This is a genomic window from Actinomyces gaoshouyii, from assembly GCF_002072175.1.
Taxonomy (GTDB): domain Bacteria; phylum Actinomycetota; class Actinomycetes; order Actinomycetales; family Actinomycetaceae; genus Actinomyces; species Actinomyces gaoshouyii.
On record NZ_MVIV01000003.1, the window covers coordinates 22,320 to 48,223 of the forward strand.

The window sequence follows — 25,904 nt, forward strand, 5'->3', positions numbered from 1 at the left end:
TGACCCTCAGGCTCGGCACCGGGCCGTTGCGTCCCGACCATCGTAAGGGCAAGTCGGGCGAGGAGCCGAGTCAGGACTCCAACGATTCGGCAGCATCTATCCACGCCTCTTCCAGGGCCGCGTGCTCGACCTGGGCCTGGGCGAGCTCGCGTCCCAGGCCGGCCAACTCGCCCAGGCGCGCGGGGTCGGCCGAGACCTCCTCGAGGCGGGCATGGAGATCCTCGATGCGGCGGGCGGCGCGCTCCATCCTGCGCTCGATCCGCCCGAGGGCCTTGGTGGCCTCGCGGCGCTGGGCGCCGGTGAGCGCGGGCTGTGCGGATCGGCCGGGTCGTCCGTCGTCGCCGGGATGGTCGGAGCCGGAGCGATCGCGCGCCCCGACGACGACGCCCCGCCCAGCGCCGTCGGCCGCGACTCGGCGCAGCTCGAGATACTCCTCGACCCCACCGGGCAGGTCGCGCACCTGCCCGTCCCCGAGGACGGCGACCTGGTGGTCGGTGACGCGCTCGAGGAGGTAGCGGTCGTGGGAGACGACGACGAGCGTGCCCGGGAAGGTATCGAGGATGTCCTCGACAGCGGCGAGGGTATCGGTGTCGAGGTCGTTGGTGGGCTCGTCCAGGAGGAGGACATTGGGCTCGGTCATGAGCAGGCGCAGCAGTTGGAGGCGGCGCCGCTCCCCTCCGGATATCTCGCCGACGCGCGTCCAGGCGCGCTGGCGGGTGAAGCCGAGGCGCTCGACGAGCTGAGAGGCGGTGAGCTCCTTGCCGCCGACCGCGACGCGCTCCCCCACCTGGGCGACGGCCTCGACGACGCGCAGGTCGGCCAGGGCGTCGAGCTCGTGAGTGGACTGGGACAGGGTTGCGACGGCGACCGTCTTGCCGCGGGCCACCCGCCCGGAGGTGGGCTCGAGGCCACCCTCGAGGAGCCTGAGGAGGGTGGTCTTGCCCGCGCCGTTGACGCCGACGATGCCGACGCGCTCGCCGGGGGCCAGGCGCCAGGTGACATGGCGCAGGACCTCTGCGGGAGCGGCGCCGTCGGCCGGGGCCGCTCCGAGCTCGCCCGGCACGGCCCCGCCGCCACTCCCCGGGTAGCTGAGACTCACGTCCTCCAGGTCGATGACCTTCTTGCCCAGGCGGGCGGTGGCCATGGCGGCGAGTTGGACGGTGTCGCGCGGCGGGGGCACGTCGGCGATGAGCGCCTCGGCGGCCTCGATGCGGAAGCGGGGCTTGGAGGTGCGGGCCGGAGCGCCCCGCCGCAGCCAGGCGAGCTCCTTGCGCAGGAGGTTGTCGCGCTTGGCGGCGGCGACCGCGGCCTGGCGGGCGCGCTCGGCGCGGGCCAGGACGTAGGCCGCGTAGCCGCCGTCGTAGGTCTCGATACGCCCGGGGATCTGGGGGCGGTCGCCGCCGGGGTCGATGCCGGGGACGACCTCCCACACGTTGGTGCAGATGGCGTCGAGGAACCAGCGGTCGTGGGTGACGACGACGAGCGCCCCGACCCCGGCGCGCCGCCCGGAGAAGCGAGCACTGAGATGCCGGGCGAGCCAGTCGACGCCTTCGACATCGAGGTGGTTGGTGGGCTCGTCAAGGAGCACGACCCGGGCGTCGGCGGTGAGGACTGCGGCCAGGGCGACGCGGCGCCGCTGCCCGCCGGACAGGGCGGTGACGTCGGCGGAGGGGGCGACGTCGGCGAGCAGGCCCGTGTGGATGTCGCGGATGGTGGGATCGGAGGCCCATTCGTGCTCGGGGGCGTCGCCGTGGACGGCACGGGTGACGGTGGTGCCGGGGGTGAAGTCGTCGGACTGGGTCAGCAGAGCGACGCTGAGGTCCCCGGCGCGTGTGATGCGGCCGCCGTCGGGTTCGCGCCTGTCGGCCAGGGCCGCGAGGAGGGTGGATTTGCCGGCGCCGTTGGGGCCCAGGACACCCACGCGGGTGCCATCCTCGATGCCGAGGCGGACGCCGTCGAGGAGGGTGCGCGACCCGACGATGATGCGCAGGTCCTCGATGCCCAGCAGGTGCGCCATCAGCCCACCACCCGGGCCCCGGCGACGGGGGCGTCGGCGCGTACGACGTCGGCGCAGGCGCCCGAGGCGCAAAGAGCCCGGGCGACGCGCTGGGCGGTGGCCGAGTCGGGGGCGAGTGCGGCGATGGTGGGCCCGGAGCCGGAGACGATGGCGCGCAGGGCCCCGGCCCGCTCGGCGGTCTCGATGACTTCGGCGAGCTCGGGGCGCAGGTCAAGGGCGGCCTCCTGAAGATCGTTGGCCAAACAGTCGCCGAGGGCCGCGGCATCGCCGGCGCGCAGGGCGGCTGTGAGGGCCTCGGGGACCTCGGCGGGGGCGGCCGGGGCCCCGGCTCCTCCGGCGCTGGCGGCGCTGAGCTCGTCGAAGCGGGCGAAGACGGCCGGGGTGGACAGGCCCTCGCGGGCCAGGGCGAACACCCACTGGTAGGTGCCGCGCCCCATGAGGGGGGTGAGGCGATCGCCGACGCCGTGGCCGAGCGCCGTGGCGCCCATGAGGGGGAAGGGGACGTCGGCGCCGAGCCGGGCCGCCAGGTCGAGAAGATCGCCCAGTCCCAGGCCGGTGCCCCACAGGTGGTTGCAGGCGAGCAGTGCTGCAGCGGCGTCGGCGCTGCCCCCGGCCATGCCCCCCGCCACGGGCACCCGCTTGCGCAGGAGGAGGTCGACGCCCTCGGTCACGCCGGTGGCCTCGGCGAGGAGGCGGGCGGCACGCACGACGAGGTTGCGCTCGTCGGTGGGGACGGCGTCGTCGGGATCGGCGAGGGTGAGGGTGATGCGGCCGCGCGCGTCGAGGGCCTGGCGGCGCGCGGTGACGGTCTCGATGAGGCGCACGGCTTGAAAGACGGTGGTCAGGGGGTGGTAGCCGTCGGGGCGGGGGGCGCCGACGGATAGGAACAGGTTGACCTTGCCGGGGGCCTCGACGCGCACGGAGGTCGCGGAGCCCGCGCGGGGGCCGGTGGCGTCCGGGTCGGGGACGGCGCGCAGGTGGTTCATCGCTTCTCCTCAGGGGCGGTGCTGCTGGTGGGGGCCGTCGGGGCGGCGGCCGGCGCCTCAGGGGCGGCGAGGGCCTCGGCGAGGGCCGCGAAGGCGGCGATGTCGAGGCGCTCGCCGCGCAGCGCGGGGTCGATGCCGGCGCGCCGGCAGGCGGCCTCGGCGGCACCGGGGCTCCCGGCCAGCGTGGCGAGGGCCTGGCGGAGGGTCTTGCGGCGCTGGGCGAAGGCGGCGTCGACGACGGCGAAGACCTCCTCCCGGCTGGAGGCCGTGGCGGGGGGCTCGCGGCGGGTGAGCTCGACGAGCGCGGAGTCGACCCCGGGGACGGGCCAGAAGACGGTGCGCCCGATGGTGATGGTGCGGCGGGCGGCGGCGTACCAGGCGGTCTTGGCCGAGGGGACGCCGTAGGTGCGGCTGCCGGGGGCGGCGGCGAGCCGGTCGGCGACCTCGGCCTGGACCATGACGGTGGCCGAGCGGATCGACGGCAGAGCGGCGAGCACGGAGAGGAGCACGGGGACGGCGACGTTGTAGGGCAGGTTGGCCACGAGCCGGGTGGGGGCGGCGGGGGCAGGAGCCGCGGGGTCTGGCGCCGCGCCGTCGTCGGGCCGGGCGAGCCCCAGCGATTCGAGGCCGGTGATGGCCAGGGCGTCGGCGTTGATGACGCTCAGGCGCTCGGCGGCGCCGGGCATCCGGTCGGCGATGGTCGCCGGCAGGGCGCGGGCGAGCAGGGGGTCGATCTCGACGGCGACGACGCGAGCCCCGGCCTCCAGGAGCGCCAGGGTGAGGGAGCCGAGGCCCGGGCCGATCTCGAGGACGGACTCGCCCGGCTCGACGCCCGCGGAGCGCACGATGCGGCGCACGGTCCCCGCGTCGTGGACGAAGTTCTGCCCGAGGGTCTTAGTGGGGCGGACGCCGAGGGTGGCGGCCAGTCCCCGGATCTCGGCGGGGCCGAGCAGTCCAGCGCCGGCCTGGGGTGTCGTATCGGGCATGAGCCCAAGCCTACCGGCGCCCCGCCCCACCCCCTCGCCGAGACCGGTCGAAATCAGGAGCGAGACCGGCCCAGTGCGCCATGGGCGGCACCACCGCGCCCTGAGCGCGAGGCAAGCGCTCCGCGCGCCTCAGCGCATCAGTGCCCGCATCCCCACTGGCTCCATCCGGAGCGCCGCTGGAGGATCTTGGCGCGCATGGTCTGCTCCTCGGGACTGGCGTCGATGGGGTTGCCGGTGCCGCCCACAGAGGCCCAAGTGTCCAGGGAGAACTGGTAGAGCCCGTAGTACCCGGCGGGGTTGACGGCACGCGGGTCGCCACCGGACTCGCATTGGGCGAGCCGCTGGAAGTCGTCGTCAAGACTGCCGTCATCGGCGGGCGCGGCCGCGCTCTGCGATGATCCCGGGGAGGAGTCGGCGCTGCTCGGAGTGGCCGCGGCCTCCTTGGTGCCCACGAGGACGACCTCATCGACTTTCGCGGTCACGACCACGGACGACACGACCTCGCGGGACACCTCCACGCCGCCGGTGCTGATGACGCGGTAGGTGACGCGGGTGACGCCGTCGACGCCCGCCGTCTTGGCCTTCTTCTCCCCCTTGGGGAGCTGGTCGGTCTCCTCCTCGGTGGAGCCGTGCGCCTCAGTGGTGTCCTCGACGACGAGCGATTCCTCGGTCGCGGAGGTGCTGGCGGCCTCATAAGCACTGCCGAGCGAGGCGATGCCGGGGTCGTCCTCAACGGCACTGGCCTGATCGGCGTTCTGCGCTGAGGCGCTCGTGGTGGCCACAGCGGCATAGGCGCCGCCGGGGACGAGCAGGCCGACGGCGACGGCGATGGCGCCGGCCCTCAGGGCGGAGGCTCGGCCGTCAGGGTTTCGCGAAGTCATGGGATTCGCTCCTCGGGGTGGGATGTGGTGGTGACGCTACCCGAGGAGCCGTGCGCCGCACTATTGAGCCGGTCACGCCCAAGCGCCGTCTCGCTGAGGCAGCCGGGGAACCACAGACCGGCTCACGACGGGCCGACGGCGCCGCCTGCGAAGAGGGAACCGGTTTCGCTCCTATTTTCGACCGGTCTCGGCGAGGGGAAGGGGGAGGGTCAGTACCAGCCAGTCCTCTCGGAGTGGGACCAGGCGGCGCAGGGGCTGCCGTAGCGGCCCTGAATGTAGCCCAGGCCCCAGTTGATCTGGGTGGCGGGGTTGGTCTGCCAGTCCGAGCCGGCCGAGGCCATCTTGCTGCCGGGCAGGGCCTGCGGGATGCCGTAGGCGCCCGAAGAGGCGTTCTGCGCCTGGTAGTTCCAACCGGATTCGCGATTCCACAGGCTCACGAGGCAGGAGAACTCGCTGTCACCCCAGCCGTAGGCGCCCATCATGGAGCGGGCGGTCGCCTGCGCGCTGGCCGCGTCGGTCCCGGAGGCCGCCGGGGGCGCCGACGCCGCACCGCCGGCTTTGCCGCTCGCGGCGCCGGCCGTCGGCGCGGCCTGGGAGGCCTCCTCCTTGGTGCCCACGAGGACGACCTCATCGACCTTGGCGGTCACGGTGACGGTGGAGACGACCTCACGGGAGAGCTCCGTGCCGTCAGCGGCGGTGACCACGCGGGAGACGGTGCGGGTGACGCCGTCGACGCCGGCCGTCTTGACCTTCTTCTCCCCCTTGGGGAGCTGGTCGGTCTCCTCCTCGGTGGAGCCGTGGGCGTCGGTGACGTCCTCAACGACGACGTTCTCCGCGCTGGTGGCGGCGCCCTCCGCCTCGGGGACCTCGCCGCCGATCGCGGAGGTCGAGTCGGGCTCGGGGGCGGGGGCCTCGGCGGCCTGCGCGATGTCACCGCCGGTGGGGGAGGGCAGCGGCAGGGATTCGTTGCCGGTGGACTCGACGGCGGCGTAGGCACCTCCGGAGACGCTCGCGGCGACGGCTGCGGCGAGCGCGCCGGAGCGGACGAGGATGTGCTTGCGGGGGGCGGGAGTCACGTGACTCCTCCTTCCATGGGCTTGACTGCCCTCACGCTAACGGACGCGCGCCGACCGTTTCCATTGAGGCCAGTCACATGCGCGAGGGCGCGATCACAGCGCAGCAGATTCAGACTGCCGACCGCGCCGACCCGGGTGGGGCCGCATCAGCCGCGGCCCGGCGTCGGTCGGCTCAGTACCAGTTGGTGGCCTCGGAGTGGGCCCAAGCGGCGCAGGGGTTGCCGTAGCGCTCCTTGATGTAGCCCAGACCCCACTTGATCTGGGTAGTGGGGTTGGAGGCCCAGTCACTGGACACCGAGCCCATCTTCTCACCGGGCAGGGACTGCGGGATCCCATAGGCCCCGGATGAGGGGTTGACGGCCTGGTAGTCCCACTGGGACTCGCGGGTCCACAGGTTGTCGAGGCAGGCGTACTGGTCCTCGCCCCAGCCATAGGAGGACAGCAGGGCCTTTCCGATCGCCTGGGCGGAGGCCTTCGTCTTGCCGTCGCCCGCCTGGGCGATGGCAACGTCCTGGGGGGTGCCCTTGCCGACGACGACGACCTCGTCGACGCGCTTGGTGACGGCGACGCTCGAGACCATCTCGCGGGAGATCTCCTGGCCGTCGACGCTGACGACACGGTAGGTGACGCGGGTGACACCGTCGACGCCGGCGGTCTCGATCTTCTTCTCCCCGGCGGCGAGGCCGACGCTCTCCTTCTGCGAGGATGTGTGCGGGTCGGCAACGTCCTCGGTGAGGGTGGAGACAGTCTCGGTGCCCGTGGTGGTGACGGCGCCGCTCGGATCACTGGAGGACGCGCCGGCGGAGGCGTCCTGAGAGGATGCCTCCTCGCTGACAGTGGATCCGAGCGCGGCCATCGCGGGAGATCCGGAGTCGTCGGCGGTGTCCTCGTGGGCATTGACGGCGGCCCAGGCGCTCCCGGAGACGGCGATCGACAGTGCGGTGGCGACGCCACCGGCCCTCATCATGACGGGGGCCATCGAGGTGCGCGCGGGGCCCTCGGCTCGCCTGCGGCCGTGGCCCGCGCTGCGATCCGAGGCCAGGGACCGGGCTGCGAGCGCTCCGAGTTCGGTGAAAGTGGTGCTCAGGGAACTACTGTCGGAGTGACGACCCACGGTATCGACTTCCTATCATTCGGGGACAGGTGCCACGCTAGCCGACACCCCGTCTTGTGGGCAATGCTCCTCATCACATCGCCCCCGCCGCGACCTGATCGTTCAATGAGGGTCATCGGTCCTTGGGCGCATGCGCCTTGACAGGCCCGGGACCAGCGGCACCCTCAGCGCGAGGCCGGCGCCGCGCTGGGCCAGTGCCCGTAGACCTCGATGGTCGTGCTCTCGAGGCGCTCGCACATGGCGCGCTCGTCCAGGCCCCGCTGCTCGGCGAGGAAGCGGACGGTGTCCCCCATGAGGTAGCCGGCGTTGGGACGGCCGCGCCATGCCTTGGGCGGCAGGTAAGGGGCGTCGGTCTCCACGAGGAGGAGGTCGTCGGGCAGGGCGGCGACGGCGTCGCGCAGCGCGCCGTTGGAGGGGTAGGTGAGGGGGCCGGCGATGGAGGCGTACCAGTGGTTCTCCACGCAGGCCCGGGCGAGTGCCGCCCCGCCGCTGAAGCAGTGGAGCACCGTGCGCTCGGGGGCGCCGTCGGCCAGGAGGATCCCGACGCAGTCCTCGTGGGCGTCGCGGTCGTGGATCTGCAGGGGCAGGTCGAGCTCCTTGGCCAGGGCGATGTGGGCTCGGAAGGCCTCGCGCTGGACGGCGGCACCGCGCTCACCGGTGCGGAAGAGGTCCATGCCGGTCTCCCCCACGGCGACGACGGCGGCCCCCGCTCCTCGGATGAGCGCCTCGAGGCGGCTCATGGCCTCGTCGAGGGGCTCGGCGTGGTGCTTCTCGACTCGCGGCTCCAGGCCGTCGGGCCCCGTTTCGCGCACCCCCGCGTGCAGAACGGCCTCGTTGGGGTGGATGGCCAGCGCCACGCGCACCCCGGGCAGATCGCGGGCCAGGCCCAGCGAGCCCTCCCAGGTGGGCGTCTCGCAGGCGGAGGTGATGATGCGGGTGATGCCGCGCTCCGCGGCCCGCTCGACGAGCTCGGCCGCGCTCAGCGGCGCATCAGCCCCGGGACCACTGGGCGCCAACCCGGGCACGGGCAGGTGCGTGTGGTTGTCGGTGACGGGCGCCGCCAGGGGCGCGACTGCGTCGGCGGGCGGCCAGGACCGCTCCCCAGGGCCGCGGTGAGAGCGGCTCATGCCCCGGTGACGTCATCGGGGGCGGAGTCGGCGTAGCGGGCCAGCTCCTGCTCAACGATGGACTCGTCGAGCTTGGCGAATACGGGGGCGGGCTTGGCGATCGGGATGCCGACGGCGACCTTGTGCCTCCCCCAGGTCGGCGCCCCGGTGTAGTCGCCGGTGATGATGGGGTAGCCGGTGCGCCCGTCGAAGTCGGCGGGCAGGACCTCGGGGTCGAGCTCGTCCGCCTCCTCGATGCGCGGCATGGGGGCGATCCGACCTGCGCCGCCCAGGACGCGGTCGACGTCGTTGGCGGCGTGTGGCAGGAAGGGCGAGAGCATGAGGTTGAGATCGGCGACCGCCTGGGCGAGGGTGTGCAGGATGGTCGCGAGCCGCGCCTGGGTGGCCTCGTCCTCGCCCTTGAGCTTGAAGGGCTGGGTGTCGGCGATGTACTTGTTCACCTCCCCCACCAGGCGCATCGCCTCGGCGAGGGCGGCCTTCTGCCGGTGGGCGCGGATGAGGTCGCCGACGGCGTCGAACCCGGCCTCGATGGCGTCCAGGAGCGCAGTGTCCTCTTCGGCCCACTCGCCGGGGGCGGGGATGGCGCCGAAGCGCTTGTGGATCATGGTGGCGGTGCGGTTGACGAGGTTGCCCCAGCCGGCGACGAGCTCGGAATTGGTGCGGCGCACGAACTCGGCCCAGGTGAAGTCGGCGTCGGCGGTCTCAGGACCTGCGGCGCAGATGAAGTAGCGCAGGGCGTCGGCCTGGTAGCGCTCCAGGAAGTCGCGCACGTAGATGACGATGCCGTGGGAGGAGGAGAACTTCTTGCCCTCCATGGTGAGGAATTCGCTGGAGACCACCTCGGTGGGCAGGTTGAGCGCGCCGAGCGCTCCGGGGCCGACGCCGGGCAGGCCTGCGCGGCTGCCCTGACCGTTGTAGCCGAGCAGCTCGGCGGGCCAGATCTGGGAGTGGAAGACGATGTTGTCCTTGCCCATGAAGTAGTAGGACAGGGCATTGGGGTCGGCCCACCACCGCTTCCATGCCTCGGCGTCGCCGGTGCGGCGCGCCCATTCGATGGAGGCGGACAGGTAGCCGATGACGGCGTCGAACCAGACGTAGAGGCGCTTGGAGGGCTGGTCCTCCCAGCCGGGAACGGGGATGCCCCAGTCGATGTCGCGCGTCATGGCGCGGGGGCGGATCTCGGCCAGGATGTTCTTGGAGAAGCGGATGACGTTGGGGCGCCACGTGCCCGAGGCCTCGCGCTCGTCGAGCCAGTCGCCCAGGGCGTCGGCCAGGGCGGGCAGGTCGAGGAAGTAGTGGGTGGAGTCGATGAACTCGGGGGTCTCGCCGTTGATCCGCGAGTGCGGGTTGATCAGGTCGGTGGGGTCGAGCTGGTTGCCGCAGGTGTCGCACTGGTCGCCGCGGGCGCCGTCGGCGCCGCAGATCGGGCAGGTGCCCTCGATGTAGCGGTCGGGCAGAGTACGGCCGGTCGAGGGGCTGATGGCGGAGCGGGTGACCTGCTCGACCATGTAGCCGTTGTCCCGCACAGTACGGAACATCTCCTGGACCACCCGGTAGTGGTTGCCCGCCGTCGTGCGGGTGAAGAGGTCGTAGGACAGGCCGAGGGCGACGAGGTCCTCGACGATGAGCCGGTTGTTGCGGTCGGCGAGCTCACGGGCGCTCACGCCCTCGGCATCCGCGGCCACGAGGATGGGGGTGCCGTGCTCATCAGTGCCCGAGACCATGAGGACGTCGTGCCCGGCCATGCGCATGTAGCGGGAGAAGACGTCGGAGGGGACACCGAAACCGGCGACGTGGCCGATGTGGCGGGGGCCGTTGGCGTAGGGCCAGGCGACGGCGGACAGGATGTGGCTCATGGGCCAAGCCTATCCGCTCGTGCGCGCGGCGCCGTATGGTGGTATCGGGGCGCTAGGAGCGCCTGGCTCTCCACTGCGCCCACTGGCACCGCCAACATCACCGGCGCCACAGTCCAGCGGGCATCCGTAGGGCGGTCCCACGACGATGAGAAGCAGTCATGTCCCAGTCCCCCGCTCCATCCTCGACGCCTTTCGGCCCGACGGGAGGTTCCTGGTCGTCCGGGCCCGGGGCACCCGTCGCGCCGCCGGAACCCTACGGGGGCTACCAGGCCGCCCATCCGGGCGGCTACCCAGGAGTGGCGCCGGGGTACGGCATGCCCTGGCGGCCCCCGGCGGTCAAGAGCATGACGGCTCCCTGGGTTCTCCTGGCCTCCGGGGTGATCATGATCGTCGTGGCGATCGTCGGCATCATCCTCAGTCTCGGCGCCTTCGCGAGAACGGTGTCGCTGGAACCGCTGGACCCGGACGGAACCACCACTGCCGCCCTGGAGGGCGGGAAGGACTACGGCCTGTTCGGCGACGGCTACGCGAGTTGCGACATCACTGGCCCGGGCGCCGTTGAGGAGCGCTCCGTGACGGGCTCCGTGACCGTCAATGACAAGTCCGAGCTGCTGATCCTGACGCCCAGCGCCTCGGGCATGTACACCTTCGAGTGCAGTGGGAGCGCGCAATCCCTCGCGTTGGGCGACGCGGCGACGGTCTCGGGCATGTTCTGGGGAGTCGGAGGCTTCCTCGGGGCCCTCTTCCTGGGCGGCGCGGGATTGATCGTCTTCATCATCGGGATCGTCTGGGTGGCGACGCGCGGTGCGTCGAATCGGAGGGCCCGGGCGCTTCTCGGCCCAGCCGCCGAGCCGTCCGGCGGCGCAACCGTCTGAGGGCCTCCCGGGGCACCCGGGGCTCTCGGGCAATCCGGGCCCTCGGCGGCCGTCAACCGGCCGTGTCACCGGCCGGGCGCGAGGCTTGTCACCGCCGGAGCGCCAGGGCGCGCTGGTAGACCGCGTTGGGCCGCAGCCCGCTGCCACGCGCCGCCTTGGCGGCTGCTTCTTTCAGGCGCATGCCCCCGTCGGCCAGTGCCAGCGCCTCCGCAGCGGCCTGCTCGGGATCGGCCGCACGCTGCGGGGCCCCGGCGACGACGAGCACGATCTCCCCGAGCACCTCACTGGCCGTAGAGGCGGCGAGCTCGGCGAGCGTGGCCCGGCGCACCTCCTCGTGGGTCTTGGTGAGCTCGCGGCACAGCGCGGCGGGACGCTCGGGGCCGAAGGCCTCGACCATCGCCTCGAGGGTCGCGTGGACACGGCGTGGGGACTCGAAGAGAACCATGGTGCGCCGCTCATCGGCGAGCTCGGCCAGGGCCCGGCCCCGCTCCCCCTGCTTGCGGGGCAGGAAGCCCTCGAAGCAGAAGCGATCGGAGGCCAGGCCCGAGACAGCCAGAGCGGTGAGGACGGCCGAGGGCCCGGGGGCGGCGCTCACGGGCACGCCCGCCTCGGCGGCGGCCACGACGAGCCGGTAGCCGGGGTCGGAGACGGACGGCATTCCGGCGTCGGAGACCATGACGACGCTCCGCCCGGACTGGGCGGCCTCGATGAGCTCGCCGGTCCGCTGGGCCTCATTGTGCTCGTGGTACGCCACTGTCCTGCCGCCGATGCGCAAGCCGAGCCGTTGGGCGAGAGCCTTGACCCGCCGGGTGTCCTCGGCCGCGACGATGTCCGCCTCCTCCAGGGCCCGGCGCAGTCGGGCGGAAGCATCGCCGGCGTTCCCGATGGGGGTAGCGGCCAGGAGGATCTCACCGCGCCGTGGGGCATCGGCCCCCGGCTCGGCGGGGCCGGTCGCGCCCGCCTCACCGACTCCGCCGGCAGCATCGCGCGGATGGGCCTCGTGATCGGTCTCATGGGCACCCGGGGGCGCGGTGACGTCGCTCATGGGCCCAGTATGGCGCTCCCCCTTTAGACTCGCCCGGTGACTGATAACAGGCATGACCTTCCCGACACCCCTGAGGTCGGGCCCCTGCCGTCGCCGGGCGCCGTCGAGGCGGCAGTCCCGGCCGCGAGCGCCCCTGGGGCCGAGAGCGTCTCGCCTCGCGAGGAGTTGGCGCGCTGGGCGGCCGGCAAGCGGCCTGCACCCACGGCGCCCACGGCACCCACGGCTACTCCCCTCATGGACAACCGCTCGGGGGACGTCCTTCGGGCGCGCCTCGGGCTGCGCCCCACCTCCTGGGCGCTCGCCGCCTCCCTGCGCATCAATGGCTGGGCAGTCACCGCGATCGTCACCCTGCTGGCCGCGGTCACGCGCTTCGTGGGCCTGTCGCACCCGCGGGGCCTCATGTTCGACGAGATCTATTACGTCAAGGAGGGCTACGCGCTCTGGCACGTGGGCTACGAGGCCGAATGGAAGGAGGGGGCCGACGCCCTCTTCGCCACGGGCGACGTCGCCCACGCCCTGACCACGAAGCCCTCCTACGTCGTCCACCCCGAGCTCGGGAAGTGGCTCATCGGCTCCGGCATGGAGATCTTCGGCGTCAATTCCTTCGGCTGGCGGTTCATGCCGGCGCTGGCCGGCGTGCTCACCGTTCTCCTCGTCACGCGGATCATGATGCGGCTCACCCACTCGCCTCTCCTGGCCGGTCTGGCGGGCTTCTTCCTGGCCATCGACGGGATCGGGATCACTGAGTCCCGGATCGCCCTCCTCGACAACTTCATCGGCCTGTTCGCGACCTGCGCCCTGTATTGCCTCGTGCGCGACCGCCAGTGGATGCGCGAGCGGCTCGCCCGGGGGCTCGCCGATCGTCCCGCGGGCAGCACCGCTCCCCTGCTCCTATGGCGGCCGTGGCTGCTGGCGACGGCGATCAGCCTGGGCCTGACCTGCTCGATCAAGTGGTCGGGCCTCTATCTGCTCGCCGCAGTGGGGGTCCTGGTGGTGGTCTGGGATGTCTGCGCGCTGCGCGCGGTGAGAGCGCGCTCGTGGCACACGGCAGGCTTCCTCGGCAGGGGGTTGCAGGACTTCCTCTACCTGGTTCCCACGGCACTCGTCGTGTACGTGGCCGGCTGGTTCTCCTGGTTCGCCCACTCGGAGGCCTTCAACCGCGATTGGGCCGCGCAGCGGCGCGAGACCGGCCAGATGTTGCCTCGGTCCTGGATGCCGGACTCTCTCAACAGCCTTCTCGATTACCACATCCGGATGTACCGCTTCCACGTGGGCCTGGACAGCAGTCACCCGTACATGTCGAAGCCGCTCTCCTGGTTGGTGCAGATGCGCCCGACGCTCTTCTACTACCCCCCCAAAGAGCAGTTGGGCTCGTCCTGCGGCTCCGACCACTGCGTGGAGGCGATCTCCGCGATCGGGAACATCCCGGTGTGGTGGTTCGGTATCGGCGCACTCGCCGTCGTCATCACGGTAGCGGTGGCTCGCCGTGACTGGAGGATGTGGGTGCCGCTTATCGGCTACGTGGGCCTCTACCTTCCGTGGTTCCAGTACCCCGATCGCACGATCTTCTCCTTCTACACCGTGGCCTTCGTGCCGTGCGTCGTCATGGTGCTCGCTCTCGCGCTGGGCTCGCTGTCCGGGATGATCCCGCCACTGCCGGGCTCGGCGGCCGCGCGAGATGAGGAGTACGCCGTTATCGCGGGGACGACGGGCCCCGGCCTGCCGGCGCCCCGGGGCGTAATCGCCCGATTCCTGGGCTTCGGCAGGTGGCGAGGTATCGCAAACCCCAGTTTCCTGACTGAGGAATGGATCGGAGTCTCAGGATGGCGGCTGCGGTACGAGGGGCTTGCCGCGATGGGCGTCGTCGTGCTCCTCGCCGTTGCCTTCGGGCTGCTGTGGTGGCCCCTGTGGACCGGCCAGACAATCAGTTACGACTTCTGGTACTGGCATATGTGGTTCCAGAGCTGGATCTGATCCGGCAAGGCGCGAGGAGGGCCCTGGACCGCCCGTGCAGGGTCTCGTGAGGTCCTGGGCCCTGGGTGGATTGTCGACGCCTGTGTCAGGCCGCCGCTTGACGTGGACGATGTCGTCAGTGCCTGCCGCCGCGCCTCAGATGCCACGGCCCCGGAACAGCACAATGGCCGCAGCGAACAGGGCAACCGTCCAGGCGATGAGGGCGGCGGCCACCGCCCAGGGGCCGATGAGCTCCGACGGGGCGGGCCAGTACACTCCCCGGCGACTCTCCGGCCACCTGAAGAGCCACGGCATAAGACCTGCTTGGCGCCCGACGAGACCACTGCCAGCGCCCCGGTTGTGGTGCGCTTGGTCGGACCAGCACCCGGATCCGGTCGTGACGGGCCGGCGCCCCACAACGACCACAAGACGCGCCCTCGCCCATCATGGTGAACCAACCACCCCCCACCCCCACCCCGCGCGCGGGCGGGTGGGGTAATGCCGCGAAGGGCGTGTGCGTGTGGGTGGGTGTGTGGGAGAACAAAACAACAACACAAAAAACAAGAAAGAGAACAGGGAGACCCCACCAACACACCCTTACGGGCGCGCAGGAGGTCTCCCCGCTCTCTTCCAAGCAAGTACCCGGCAGTGTCCTACTCTCCCGCCCCTTAACAAGGACAGTACCATCGGCGCTGGGGGTCTTAGCTTCCGGGTTCGGAAAGGAAAACCGGGCGTGGCTCCCCCGCTATGACCACCGGGACGTCTCTATACACCACCCACCCACCAATCACCATGGCAGACAGGCTCACATCACCCACCCCCCAACCCCCACACAAAACATGAGGACAAACACAAGAGGGGGCTGTGGGCTGGTCATGAACCGCATAGTGGGCGCGCCGCCGTATTCTAAACAACTCCGCACACGCACCAACCACCCCTACCCGCCCCACAACAAGGAAACAAGCAAGAACAAGCCAGCGCGCTAAACATGTTGATTGTATCGGCCGATTAGTACCAGTCAGCTCAATAGCCCTTACAGGCTTTCCACCCCTGGCCTATCAACCCAGTAATCCACTGGGGACCTCCCACCCCCCAAAAAAAAGGGGCATGGATACCTCATCTTGAAGATGGTTTCCCGCTTAGATGCTTTCAGCGGTTACCCGTCCCGAACGTAGCCAACCAGCCGTGCCCCTGGCGGGACAACTGGCACACCAGAGGTTCGTCCGTCCCGGTCCTCTCGTACTAGGGACAGGCCTTCTCAAGTATCCTGCGCGCGCAGAGGATAGGGACCGAACTGTCTCACGACGTTCTAAACCCAGCTCGCGTACCGCTTTAATGGGCGAACAGCCCAACCCTTGGGACCTGCTCCAGCCCCAGGATGCGACGAGCCGACATCGAGGTGCCAAACCATGCCGTCGATATGGACTCTTGGGCAGGATCAGCCTGTTATCCCCGGGGTACCTTTTATCCGTTGAGCGACGACCCACCCACACGGGATCGCCGGATCACTAGTTCCTGCTTTCGCACCTGCTCGACCCGTCGGTCTCACAGTCAAGCTCCCTTGTGCACTTGCACTCAACACCTGGTTGCCGACCAGGCTGAGGGAACCTTTGAGCGCCTCCGTTACACTTTAGGAGGCAACCGCCCCAGTTAAACTACCCACCAGGCACTGTCCCTGACCCGGATCACGGGCCCAGGTTCAGGCGCACGCCATGGCCAGAGTGGTATTTCAACAACGACTCCACCACCACTAGCGTGACGGCCTCACAGTCTCCCACCTATCCTGCACAAGCCATAGCGGACGCCAATACCAAGCTATAGTAAAGGTCCCGGGGTCTTTCCGTCCTTCTGCGCGAAACGAGCATCTTTACTCGTACTGCAATTTCGCCGAGCTCATGGTGGAGACAGCGGGGAAGTCGTTACGCCATTCGTGCAGGTCGGAACTTACCCGACAAGGAATTTCGCTACCTTAGGATGGTTATAGTTACCACCGCCGTTTACTGGGGCTTGAATTCACCGCTTCACCCCAAAAAAAGGGGCTGACAGATCCTCTTAACCTTCCAGCACCGGGCAGGCGTCAGTCCGTATACATCGCCTTGCGGCTTCGCACGGACCTGTGTTTTTAGTAAACAGTCGCTCCCCCCTGGTCTCTGCGACCCTCCCCCCCAACGGGCAAGCCGTCTCAGGGTTCAGGCCCCCCTTCTCCCGAAGTTACGGGGGCATTTTGCCGAGTTCCTTCACCATGATTCACTCGTGCGCCTAGGCATACTCTGCCCGACCACCTGTGTCGGTTTAGGGTACGGGCGGCTCGCACCTCGCGCCGGGGCTTTTCTCGGCGCCACAGGATCACCCTACTATCCCCCACCAAAAAGCGGGGTCACCATCACGCCTCACCCTCCCACCCCACAGGGCAGGCAGCCCCCGGATTTACCTAGGGACCGGGCCGCACGCTTGAACGGGCCAAGCCATCAGGCCCGCGAGGCTACCACTGCGCGTCACCCCTGTTAATGCGCTTGCCTACCAGCACGGAGGGTCCCCAGACCACCACCCACAACCCACACCAGGAACCCGAAAGCCCCCAGCACAAGTCAACGTGAGCAGCGGCGTGGGTCAGCACCCGCACGTCAGCATGGACGGTGCTACACCGGTACGGGAATATCAACCCGTCATCCATCGACTACGCCTGTCGGCCTCGCCTTAGGTCCCGACTCACCCAGGGCGGACTAGCCTGGCCCTGGAACCCTTGGTCATTCGGCGCTAGGGCTTCTCACCCTAGTATCGCTACTCATGCCTGCATTCTCACTCCCACGCCATCCACCCCTGGGTCACCCCGAGGCTTCACCCGGCGCAGGACGCTCCCCTACCACCCGCCACCCCTGCCCAACCCGCCCAAAAAGGGACAAGGAAGGAAAGGAACAAACGCGACGGGTCCGCGGCTTCGGCGGCGTGCTTGAGCCCCGCTACATTGTCGGCGCACGATCACTTGACCAGTGAGCTATTACGCACTCTTTCAAGGATGGCTGCTTCTAAGCCAACCTCCTGGTTGTCTGCGCGACCGCACATCCTTTCCCACTTAGCACGCGCTTAGGGGCCTTAGCCGGCGATCTGGGCTGTTTCCCTCTCGACGACGGAGCTTATCCCCCGCCGTCTCACTGCCCCGCTCACACCCGAACGGCATTCGGAGTTTGGCTGACGTCAGTAACCCTGTGGGGCCCATCAGCCACCCAGTAGCTCTACCTCCGCCGGGCAACACGAGACGCTGCACCTAAATGCATTTCGGGGAGAACCAGCTATCACGGAGTTTGATTGGCCTTTCACCCCTACCCACAGCTCATCCCCCCCATTTTCAACTGAGGTGGGTTCGGTCCTCCACACGCTCTTACACGTGCTTCAACCTGGCCATGGGTAGATCACCCCGCTTCGGGTCCAGGACGCGCCACTAAAACGCCCTCAATTCGGACTCGCTCTCGCTACGACTCCCCCACACGGGTTAGCCTCGCGACACGCCACTGACTCGCAGGCTCATTCTTCAATAGGCACGCCATCACCCCAAAAAAGGGCCCTGACGGCTCGTAGGCGCCCGGTTTCAGGTACTCTTTCACTCCCCTCCCGGGGTACTTTTCACCATTCCCTCACGGTACTCATCCGCTATCGGTCATCAGGAAGTATTCAGGCAACCGAGTGGTCTCGGCAGATTCACACAGGATTCCACGGGCCCCGTGCTACTCGGGAACACCACACACACAGGCCCACCAGTTCCGCCTACGGGGCTATCACCCACTACGGCCCCCCTTCCCAGGAGGTTCGGCTACCAGACAAGCTTTCTCACTGCGCCCCGCTCCGGCAGAAACGAGAACGGCGATGCCCCACAACCCCGCAACCGCAACCCCTGCCGGGTAATCACACGACCACGGTTTAACCATCATCCGCTTTCGCTCGCCACTACTCACGGAATATCCTCTCCTGCGGGTACTGAGATGTTTCACTTCCCCGCGTCACCCCCCACGCCCTATGAAATTCAAGCGCAGGTGACCGGGCATGACCCCGGCCGGGTCCCCCCATTCGGAAACCCTCGGATCACAGCCCGCTAGCCGGCTCCCCGAGGCTTATCGCAGGCCACCACGTCCTTCATCGGCCCCTGATGCCAAGGCATCCACCGAACGCCCATAAAAACAAACAACACACAAAACACACAGAGCAAAAACAAACGAAATCACACACAGCCCCGCACACCACCCCCTCAGCAAACCCCAACCCAAACCAGGCCAGAACCCACCAAGAAAACAGCAAACACGGAACCATGCAGATGCTCGCGCCCACTATACAGTTCACAACCAACCCACCCACACACCAACCCACCCCCCAACCAAAAGGGAGACAAGCCAGCATCAGGCCCACAAAAGGGAACGGCATGCCGCCCCAGAACCCCGATAGCGCGCCACACTCACCCACATCACCCAACCCCCCGAACCCAGCCAACCACGACCAGGCAATAACAAACGAGAGGCCAAAAAACTCCTTAGAAAGGAGGTGATCCAGCCGCACCTTCCGGTACGGCTACCTTGTTACGACTTCGTCCCAATCACCAGCCCCACCTTCGACCGCTCCCCATAAGGCCACGGGCTTCGGGTGTTGCCGACTTTCATGACGTGACGGGCGGTGTGTACAAGGCCCGAGAACGTATTCACCGCGGCGTTGCTGATCCGCGATTACTAGCGACTCCAACTTCACGGTGTCGAGTTGCAGACACCGATCCGAACTGAGACCGGCTTTAAGGGATTCGCCCCGCCTCACGGCATCGCAACCCTCTGTACCGGCCATTGTAGCATGCGTGAAGCCCAAGACATAAGGGGCATGATGATTTGACGTCATCCCCACCCTCCTCCGAGTTGACCCCGGCAGTCTCCCGCGAGTCCCCGCCATAACGCGCTGGCAACACGGGACAGGGGTTGCGCTCGTTGCGGGACTTAACCCAACATCTCACGACACGAGCTGACGACAACCATGCACCACCTGTGACGGCGCCCCACAAAAGCAGGGAAGCCACGTCTCCGCGACCAACACCGACATGTCAAGCCTTGGTAAGGTTCTTCGCGTTGCATCGAATTAATCCGCATGCTCCGCCGCTTGTGCGGGCCCCCGTCAATTCCTTTGAGTTTTAGCCTTGCGGCCGTACTCCCCAGGCGGGGCACTTAATGCGTTAGCTACGGCGCGGAAAACCCGGAAAGGCCCCCCACACCTAGTGCCCAACGTTTACAGCATGGACTACCAGGGTATCTAATCCTGTTCGCTCCCCACGCTTTCGCTCCTCAGCGTCAGTAACGGCCCAGAGACCCGCCTTCGCCACCGGTGTTCCTCCTGATATCTGCGCATTCCACCGCTACACCAGGAATTCCAGTCTCCCCTACCGCACTCAAGCCGGCCCGTACCCACCGCACGCCCCCAGTTAAGCCAGAGGATTTCACGGCAGACGCGACCAACCGCCTACAAGCCCTTTACGCCCAATAATTCCGGACAACGCTCGCGCCCTACGTATTACCGCGGCTGCTGGCACGTAGTTAGCCGGCGCTTCTTATCCAGCTACCGTCAACCCACCCAAAAAAGCAGGCCTTCTTCACTAGCGAAAGAGGTTCACAACCCGAAGGCCTCCATCCCTCACGCGGCGTCGCTGCATCAGGCTTCCGCCCATTGTGCAATATCCCCCACTGCTGCCTCCCGTAGGAGTCTGGGCCGTGTCTCAGTCCCAGTGTGGCCGTCCACCCTCTCAGGCCGGCTACCCGTCAAAGCCTTGGTAGGCCATCACCCCACCAACAAGCTGATAGGCCGCGAGCCCATCCCCCACCAGACAAAAGACCTTTCCCAACCCCACCATGCGACAGAGCCAGAATATCCCGTATTAACACCACTTTCGTGGCGGTATCCAGAAGAAGGGGGCAGGTTACTCACGTGTTACTCACCCGTTCGCCACTCATCCACCCCAACAAAAGCCAGGGCTTCACCGTTCGACTTGCATGTGTTAAGCACGCCGCCAGCGTTCGTCCTGAGCCAGGATCAAACTCTCCAAACAAAACCCACAAAACAAACACACCCAACCCACCCCAAACACAAGGCAGACCAAGCGCATCCATCCCATAAGCCAAGCCCAGAAAAAACAAACCAGGCCCAACCCACACCACCACCCAAAACAGGCAACAGCACAGGCCAAACAAAAAAGCCACAGCAACCAACCCACACCACCACCCAAAACAGGCAACAGCACAAGCCAACCACCACAGCACAACCCACCCAAGACACCCAACCAAAAAATCAAGCACCCAGACAGGCCAAAAAATGACATAAACAAGCATGACACACTATCGAGTTCTCAAACAACACACCCACCCCACAACAACAACCCCCACAACAAGGGCCACCACCACAAGAAGGCGCTGGAGAATTTTATCGGATCGATACTTGCCGGTCAAATCGAGAGTCCGTGACCCTCATCTCCCATATCGCTCCGAAACTCTCTCCGGTGCTGCCCTCGGGCCCCTCGGGCCCTCGCGGCAACGAAGAGAACTTTAGCCCGCGACGTCCCCATAAGGTCAAATCCTCCGAGCATGAAGCAGAACACACCCCGTCCCGGTCCCCGCCCGGTGTCCCGGTCCCCGCCCGGTCCGCGATCGATCGTGAGGGGGCCCGGTCCGCGGACCGGGCCCCCTCACGATCGATCGCGGCCGCTCGCCTCAGTCCTCGGCGAAGCGGCACACGGCGGCGGCCACGGCGGCGGACACGCGCGCGTCGAAGGCGTTGGGGATGATGTAGACGGGGCTGATCTCAGCGTCGCTGATCACCGAGGCGATGCCGGTGGCCGCGGCGCGCAGGAGCTCGGTGGAGATGTTGGTGATCCCGGTATCGAGCAGGCCCCGGAAGAGGCCGGGGAAGGCCAGGACGTTATTGATCTGGTTGGGGAAGTCCGAGCGGCCGGTCGCCACGACGCTGACATGGTCGGCGGCGCCGATCGGATCGACCTCGGGGGTCGGGTTCGCCATGGCGAAGACGATCGCGCCGTCGGCCATGACATCGAGGTCCTCGGGGGCCAGCAGGTTGCCGGACGACACGCCGATGAAGACATCGGCGCCGGCGAGCCCCTCCTTGAGCGTGCCGGTCACCCCTCGGGGGTTGGTGTTCTCAGCGAGCCACTTGCGGTGCTCGTTCATGCCCTCGGTGTCCCCGCTGTGCAGGGCGCCGGTGCGCCCGTAGCCCACGATGTCCGTGGCGCCATGAGCCATGAGGAGCTTGGCAATGGCGCTGCCCGCCGCGCCCACACCGGACAGGACGATGCGCACGTCCTCGATGCGCTTGCCGACCACCTTGAGCGCGTTGATGAGGGCGGAGAGCGTGACGACGGCGGTTCCGTGCTGGTCGTCATGGAAGACGGGGATGTCCAGCTCCTCGCGCAGGCGGGCCTCGATGTCGAAGCACTTGGGGGCGGCGATGTCCTCGAGGTTGATACCGCCGTAGGCCGGGGCGATGGCCTTGCAGATCGCGATGATCTCCTCGGGGTCCTTCGTGTCCAGGGCGACGGGCCAGGCATCGACACCGCCGAACTGCTTGAAGAGGATGGCCTTGCCCTCCATCACGGGCATCGCGGCGGCCGGGCCGATGTCCCCCAGGCCGAGCACCGCAGTGCCATCGGTGACCACGGCGACGGTGTTCTTCTTGATGGTCAGCTTGCGGGCCCGCTCGGGGTGGTCATGGATGGCCTTGCAGACGCGGGCCACGCCGGGGGTGTAGACGCGGGCGAGGTCGCGGCGGTTGCGCACCGGGTACTTCGACGCGATCTCGATCTTCCCGCCGACGTGCGCGAGGAAGGTGGAATCCCCGACGTTCTCGACGATAACGCCGTCGATGGCGCTCAGCGCCTCGACGAGCTCACCGCGATGCACCGAGTCGCGGGTGTCGGCGGTCAGGTCGACGACGAGGCTGTCGCCGTCGGAGTCCGAGACATCGACGCCGGTGACGACGGCGCCCGTCGCAGTGGCCGTGTCCACCAGCTTCGCGACGACCCGCTGGGACGCGGGAACCTCCATGTGCAGGGCCACGGTGTAACTGGGGCTGGGCTGGACCATGATGGCTCCTTCGAAGCGGTGTCCGTCGGCGCCGCTCGCCGACCACCTGGAATGGGAATGATTCGGCCGAAGCCTATCCCCCTCGCCCCACGGACCGGACTCGGGGCGACCATCAGGCAAGACGATTCGCGCTTGTCCGATTCCCCAGGCCCGTCGACCGCTCCTCCCCCATGAGCGGTGCCCCGGCGCGCCTCCGAAGGGCGGGCGCCGGGGCACCGATGGGGTCAGGGGCCCGGGCCTCAGCCCTGGATGCGCTCCATAATGAGCTCGCGCACGCGCTTGGCATCGGCCTGGCCCTTGGTGGCCCTCATGACGGCGCCCACGATCGCGCCGGCGGCCTGGACCTTGCCGCCGCGGATCTTGTCGGCGACGTCGGGCTGTGCGGCCAGCGCCTCATCGATGGCGGCCGTGAGCTCGGACTCGTCGGAGACGACCTCCAGGCCGCGTGCGGAGGCGACGGCCTCGGGATCGCCCTCGCCTGCGAGCACGCCGGCCAGGACCTGCCGGGCGAGCTTGTCGGTCAGGCGCCCGGAGTCCACGAGCCCCTGGAGCTCGGCCACCTGGGCCGGAGTGATCGCCAATTCCTCCAACGCGGTCTCCCGCTCCTTGGCAGCGCGGGCGAGCTCGCCCATCCACCACTTGCGGGCGGCCTGGCCGGTGGTGCCGGCCTGGGCAGTGGCCTCGATGAGCTCCAGGGCCCCGGCGTTGACGACGTCGCGCATCTCGGAGTCGCTGAGATCCCACTCGGCCCTGAGGCGACGGCGCTTAGCAGCGGGCAGCTCGGGCAGGGCGGCACGGATCTGCTCGACCCATTCCCGACTGGGGGCCACTGGCACGAGGTCGGGCTCGGGGAAGTAGCGGTAGTCGTCGGCGTCGGACTTCACGCGCCCGGCGCGCGTCGTGCCGTCGGCCTGGCCGTGGCGGGTCTCCTGGAGGACCCGCCCCCCACTGGCCAGGATGGCGGCCTGACGGGAGATCTCGTAGCGGATGACGGCGTCGATCCCGCGGAAGGTGTTGACGTTCTTCGTCTCGGTGCGGGTGCCCAATGGCGCGTCCGGGCCCTCGCGCAGGGAGACGTTGACGTCGGCGCGCACATTGCCGCGCTCCATGCGGGCCTCGCTCACCCCGAGGGCCCTGAAGATATCGCGCAGGGAGCGAACGTACGCGGCGGCCACCTCCGGAGCTCTGGCCCCGGCGCCGATGATCGGGCGGGAGACGATCTCTACCAGTGGCACGCCGGCGCGGTTGTAGTCCACCAGGGAGTGGCTGGCGCCCTCGATGCGGCCGTCAGCCCCGCCGATGTGGGTGTTCTTGCCCGCGTCCTCCTCCATGTGGGCGCGCTCGATGGGCACGGTGAACAGCGCGCCGTCCCCGAGCTCGACCTCCAGGGCGCCATCGAAGGCGATGGGCTCATCGGATTGGGAGGTCTGGAAGTCCTTGGCCAGGTCGGGGTAGAAGTAGTTCTTCCTCGCGAAGCGGCAGGACTCGGCGATCTGGCAGCCCAGGGCCAGGCCGATGCGGATCGCGTACTCCACGCCCCGCTTGTTGACCACCGGCAGCGCGCCGGGAAGGCCCACGGAGGTGGGGGTGACGCGGGAGTTCGGCACCCCGCCGAAGGCGTTGGGGGCGGCGTCGAACATCTTCGTGGCGGTGCCGAGCTCGACGTGCACCTCCAGGCCGATGACCGGGTCGTAGCGGCGCACGGCCTCGTCGTAGTCCATCAGGGTGTCGCTCATCGCTGCTCCTCCTCCAACTCAGGGCACTGGGCCAGCAGGTGCCCGCCCCAGCTCTCCTCCAGGGCCGCCTCCAGAACCGCGCCGACGCGGTAAAGGCGGTTATCGGCGCGCTGCGGCGCCAGGATCTGGAAGCCGACGGGCAGGCCCCCGCTCAGCCCCGAGGGCAGGCTCATGCCCGGGATGCCCGCCAGGTTGGCCGGGATCGTCGTGACGTCCAGCGTGTACATCGCCAGGGGATCGTCCTTCTCCCCGAAGCGGTAGGCGGTGATCGGCGCCGTTGGGGAGACGAGCACGTCGGCGCGCTCCCAGGCGGCGGCGAAGTCGCGCTGCACGAGGGTGCGGACCTTCTGCGCGGACCCGTAATAGGCGTCGTAGTAGCCCGCGGAGAGCACGTGGGTGCCCAGGATGATGCGCCGCTTGGCCTCGTCGCCGAAGCCCGCGCCGCGGGTGGCGGCCATGACGGTCTCGGCGGTGACGGGGCCGCTGGCGGGCTCGACGCGCAGGCCGTAGCGCATGCCGTCGTAGCGGGCGAGATTGGAGGACACCTCGGCGGGCATGATGAGGTAGTAGGCGTCGAGCGCGTAGTCCAGGTGGGGCAGGCTGATCGTCTCCACGCTCGCACCGGCCGCCTCGAGCAGGGCCAGGGCGGCATGGAAGGAATCCATGACGCCGGGGTCGTAGCCCTCACCGCCATCGAGCTCGGAGATGACGCCCACGCGCAGGCCCGTCAGGTCCCGTCCCGCCCGGGCGGCGCGGACGATGGCGGCCATGCCTCGGGGGGCGTCGTCCAACGAGGTGGAGTCGAGCGGGTCGTGCGCGCCGACGACGTCGTGCAGAAGGGCGGTGTCCAGGACGGTGCGGGCCATGGGGCCGGGCGTGTCCAGGGAGGAGGCCATGGCGATGACGCCGAAGCGCGAGACGGTGCCGTAGGTCGGCTTGACGCCGACGGTGCCGGTGACGGCGGCGGGCTGGCGGATCGAGCCACCGGTATCGGTGCCCAGGGCCAACGGCGCTTCATAGGAGGCCACCGCAGCGGCCGAGCCGCCCGAGGAGCCCCCTGGAATGCGCCCGAGGTCCCACGGGTTGGCGGTGCGCTTGAAGGCGGAGTGCTCGGTGGAGCCGCCCATGGCGAACTCGTCGAGGTTGGTCTTGCCCAGGATCGGCAGGCGCGCCTCGCGCAGCGCCGTCACGGCCGTGGCGTCATAAGGGGGAACCCATCCCTCAAGGATCCTGGAGGCGGCCGTGGTGACCTGCCCACGGGTGGCGAAGAGATCCTTGACGGCCACGGGAACGCCGGTGAGCTCGTGCGGGGCCCCGCCATCGGCTCGTCCGGCGGCGCGGGCGGCGTCGGCGGCGTCGGCATCGGCCAGGGCCTTGTCGGCATCGACGTCGAGGAAGGCCCCGATGGCGCCGTCGACAGCGCTGATGCGCTCCAGGTGGGCGCTGGTGAGCTCACGGGAGCTCACCTCGCCTCCGGCCAGGGCCTCAGCCTGCTCGGCGGCCGTGGCCCGGATGAGGGCGGACAGGGAACGGGCCTCGCTCATGAGCCGGACTCCTCTCCGAGGATCTGGGGCACGAGGAACATGGAGTCCTCGGCCGCCGGAGCGCCGGCGAGGAGCTCGTCGACATCGAGGGTCGGGCCGGGGATGTCCTCGCGCAGGACATTGGCCAGCGGCACGGGGTGGGAGGTCGCAGGCAGATCGGGGGTGACAACGGAGGTGACCCTGGCGAAGGAGGAGGCGACGGCGTCCAGCTCACCAGCCAGGCGCGTCACCTCCTCATCGGTCAGGGCCACGCGCGCGAGCGACGCGACCCGCGCGACCTCGGCGGAGGAGATGGCAGACATGGGCAGGAGTCTAATCCTGCCGCCCCCGGGCGCGCGCCCACGGGGCTCCCGCGCCCGGCAGCGCTCAACAGCGCCCGTCATTGACCCGTCACCCGCGCACCGCGGCCCATCACCGCCCGCCGCCCAGGCGCTCCGGGAGTATCCGCCCACCGGGACCCAGGGGGATTCCTCACGGACGCCCCGTGACCCGCAAAATCTCACGATCATTAAGGGATCTCACAGGAAACATGCAGGGAAGGGCGTTGACTCGGTAAGCGGACTGGCGTGTGATGGTCTCACGGACGGCCCTGCGCGC

The 25,904-nt window shown here is 68.9% G+C and carries 16 protein-coding genes and 3 rRNA genes; 2 read left to right on the top strand and 17 right to left on the bottom strand.

The genetic code is table 11. From position 1 onward, the window contains the following. Nucleotides 1-70 precede the first annotated feature (70 nt). The 8 genes from B1H50_RS03520 to metG form a co-directional block, all read right to left on the bottom strand. On the bottom strand, nt 71-2,017 hold the full coding sequence (locus tag B1H50_RS03520) for an ABC-F family ATP-binding cassette domain-containing protein (protein ID WP_080462415.1): 1,947 nt from the start codon (nt 2,015-2,017) through the stop codon (nt 71-73). Beyond that, complete coding sequence (locus B1H50_RS03525; protein WP_080462416.1) at nt 2,017-3,003, bottom strand: 4-(cytidine 5'-diphospho)-2-C-methyl-D-erythritol kinase; 987 nt, start codon at nt 3,001-3,003, stop codon at nt 2,017-2,019. Before B1H50_RS03525 ends, B1H50_RS03520 begins: the two co-directional genes overlap by 1 nt. After that, entirely contained in the window at nt 3,000-3,989 is a 990-nt protein-coding gene (gene rsmA / locus B1H50_RS03530; protein WP_080462417.1) for a 16S rRNA (adenine(1518)-N(6)/adenine(1519)-N(6))-dimethyltransferase RsmA, read from the bottom strand. Before rsmA ends, B1H50_RS03525 begins: the two co-directional genes overlap by 4 nt. Nucleotides 3,990-4,126: 137 nt before the next feature. Continuing rightward, on the bottom strand, nt 4,127-4,870 hold the full coding sequence (locus B1H50_RS03535; protein WP_080462418.1) for a resuscitation-promoting factor: 744 nt from the start codon (nt 4,868-4,870) through the stop codon (nt 4,127-4,129). A 209-nt stretch (nt 4,871-5,079) separates the two neighbouring features. Then, a complete protein-coding gene (locus tag B1H50_RS03540) occupies nt 5,080-5,946 on the bottom strand; it encodes an aggregation-promoting factor C-terminal-like domain-containing protein (RefSeq protein WP_080462419.1) in 867 nt (288 codons plus the stop codon). A gap of 172 nt (nt 5,947-6,118) precedes the next feature. Next, the gene (locus B1H50_RS03545) at nt 6,119-7,060 is read right to left on the bottom strand and encodes a G5 domain-containing protein (protein ID WP_080462420.1); all 942 of its coding nucleotides are present in this window, start codon (nt 7,058-7,060) and stop codon (nt 6,119-6,121) included. Between the two features lie 164 nt (nt 7,061-7,224). Further along, nucleotides 7,225-8,187, bottom strand: coding sequence for a TatD family hydrolase (locus B1H50_RS03550; RefSeq protein ID WP_080462421.1), 963 nt, complete (start codon nt 8,185-8,187; stop codon nt 7,225-7,227). After that, nucleotides 8,184-10,043 carry a methionine--tRNA ligase gene (metG, locus tag B1H50_RS03555; RefSeq protein WP_080462422.1) on the bottom strand — a complete coding sequence of 620 codons (1,860 nt, stop codon included), beginning with the start codon at nt 10,041-10,043 and terminating at the stop codon, nt 8,184-8,186. The genes B1H50_RS03550 and metG overlap by 4 nt, the downstream gene beginning before the upstream one ends. 158 nt (nt 10,044-10,201) lie before the next feature. Between metG and B1H50_RS03560 the strand changes: the two genes are divergently transcribed. Further along, entirely contained in the window at nt 10,202-10,918 is a 717-nt protein-coding gene (locus B1H50_RS03560) for a hypothetical protein (protein ID WP_143231755.1), read from the top strand. Nucleotides 10,919-11,006: 88 nt separating this feature from the next. Here the strand turns inward: B1H50_RS03560 and rsmI are convergent, their stop codons facing one another. Further along, nucleotides 11,007-11,963 carry a 16S rRNA (cytidine(1402)-2'-O)-methyltransferase gene (gene rsmI / locus B1H50_RS03565; RefSeq protein WP_080462424.1) on the bottom strand — a complete coding sequence of 319 codons (957 nt, stop codon included), beginning with the start codon at nt 11,961-11,963 and terminating at the stop codon, nt 11,007-11,009. 36 nt (nt 11,964-11,999) lie between these two features. Here rsmI and B1H50_RS03570 point away from each other — a divergent pair, with 36 nt between their 5' ends. Beyond that, nucleotides 12,000-13,937, top strand: coding sequence for a dolichyl-phosphate-mannose--protein mannosyltransferase (locus B1H50_RS03570; RefSeq protein ID WP_308421842.1), 1,938 nt, complete (start codon nt 12,000-12,002; stop codon nt 13,935-13,937). Between the two features lie 135 nt (nt 13,938-14,072). Here the strand turns inward: B1H50_RS03570 and B1H50_RS09695 are convergent, their stop codons facing one another. The 8 genes from B1H50_RS09695 to gatC form a co-directional block, all read right to left on the bottom strand. Beyond that, the gene (locus B1H50_RS09695) at nt 14,073-14,231 is read right to left on the bottom strand and encodes a hypothetical protein (protein WP_158082820.1); all 159 of its coding nucleotides are present in this window, start codon (nt 14,229-14,231) and stop codon (nt 14,073-14,075) included. 325 nt (nt 14,232-14,556) lie between these two features. After that, nucleotides 14,557-14,675 (bottom strand): 5S ribosomal RNA (gene rrf / locus B1H50_RS03575). Between the two features lie 230 nt (nt 14,676-14,905). Continuing rightward, nucleotides 14,906-18,096 (bottom strand): 23S ribosomal RNA (locus B1H50_RS03580). Between the two features lie 343 nt (nt 18,097-18,439). Then, a 16S ribosomal RNA gene (locus B1H50_RS03585) occupies nt 18,440-19,983 on the bottom strand. Together the 16S, 23S and 5S rRNA genes form the textbook arrangement of a ribosomal RNA operon. Before the next feature lie 658 nt (nt 19,984-20,641). Further along, entirely contained in the window at nt 20,642-22,027 is a 1,386-nt protein-coding gene (locus B1H50_RS03590; RefSeq protein ID WP_080462425.1) for an NAD-dependent malic enzyme, read from the bottom strand. A 239-nt stretch (nt 22,028-22,266) separates the two neighbouring features. After that, nucleotides 22,267-23,763, bottom strand: a complete 1,497-nt coding sequence (gatB, locus tag B1H50_RS03595; RefSeq protein WP_080462426.1) for an Asp-tRNA(Asn)/Glu-tRNA(Gln) amidotransferase subunit GatB — start codon at nt 23,761-23,763, stop codon at nt 22,267-22,269. Next, entirely contained in the window at nt 23,760-25,307 is a 1,548-nt protein-coding gene (gene gatA / locus B1H50_RS03600; RefSeq protein WP_080462427.1) for an Asp-tRNA(Asn)/Glu-tRNA(Gln) amidotransferase subunit GatA, read from the bottom strand. Before gatA ends, gatB begins: the two co-directional genes overlap by 4 nt. Continuing rightward, nucleotides 25,304-25,609 carry an Asp-tRNA(Asn)/Glu-tRNA(Gln) amidotransferase subunit GatC gene (gatC, locus tag B1H50_RS03605; protein WP_080462428.1) on the bottom strand — a complete coding sequence of 102 codons (306 nt, stop codon included), beginning with the start codon at nt 25,607-25,609 and terminating at the stop codon, nt 25,304-25,306. The genes gatA and gatC overlap by 4 nt, the downstream gene beginning before the upstream one ends. Between the last annotated feature and the right edge of the window lie 295 nt (nt 25,610-25,904).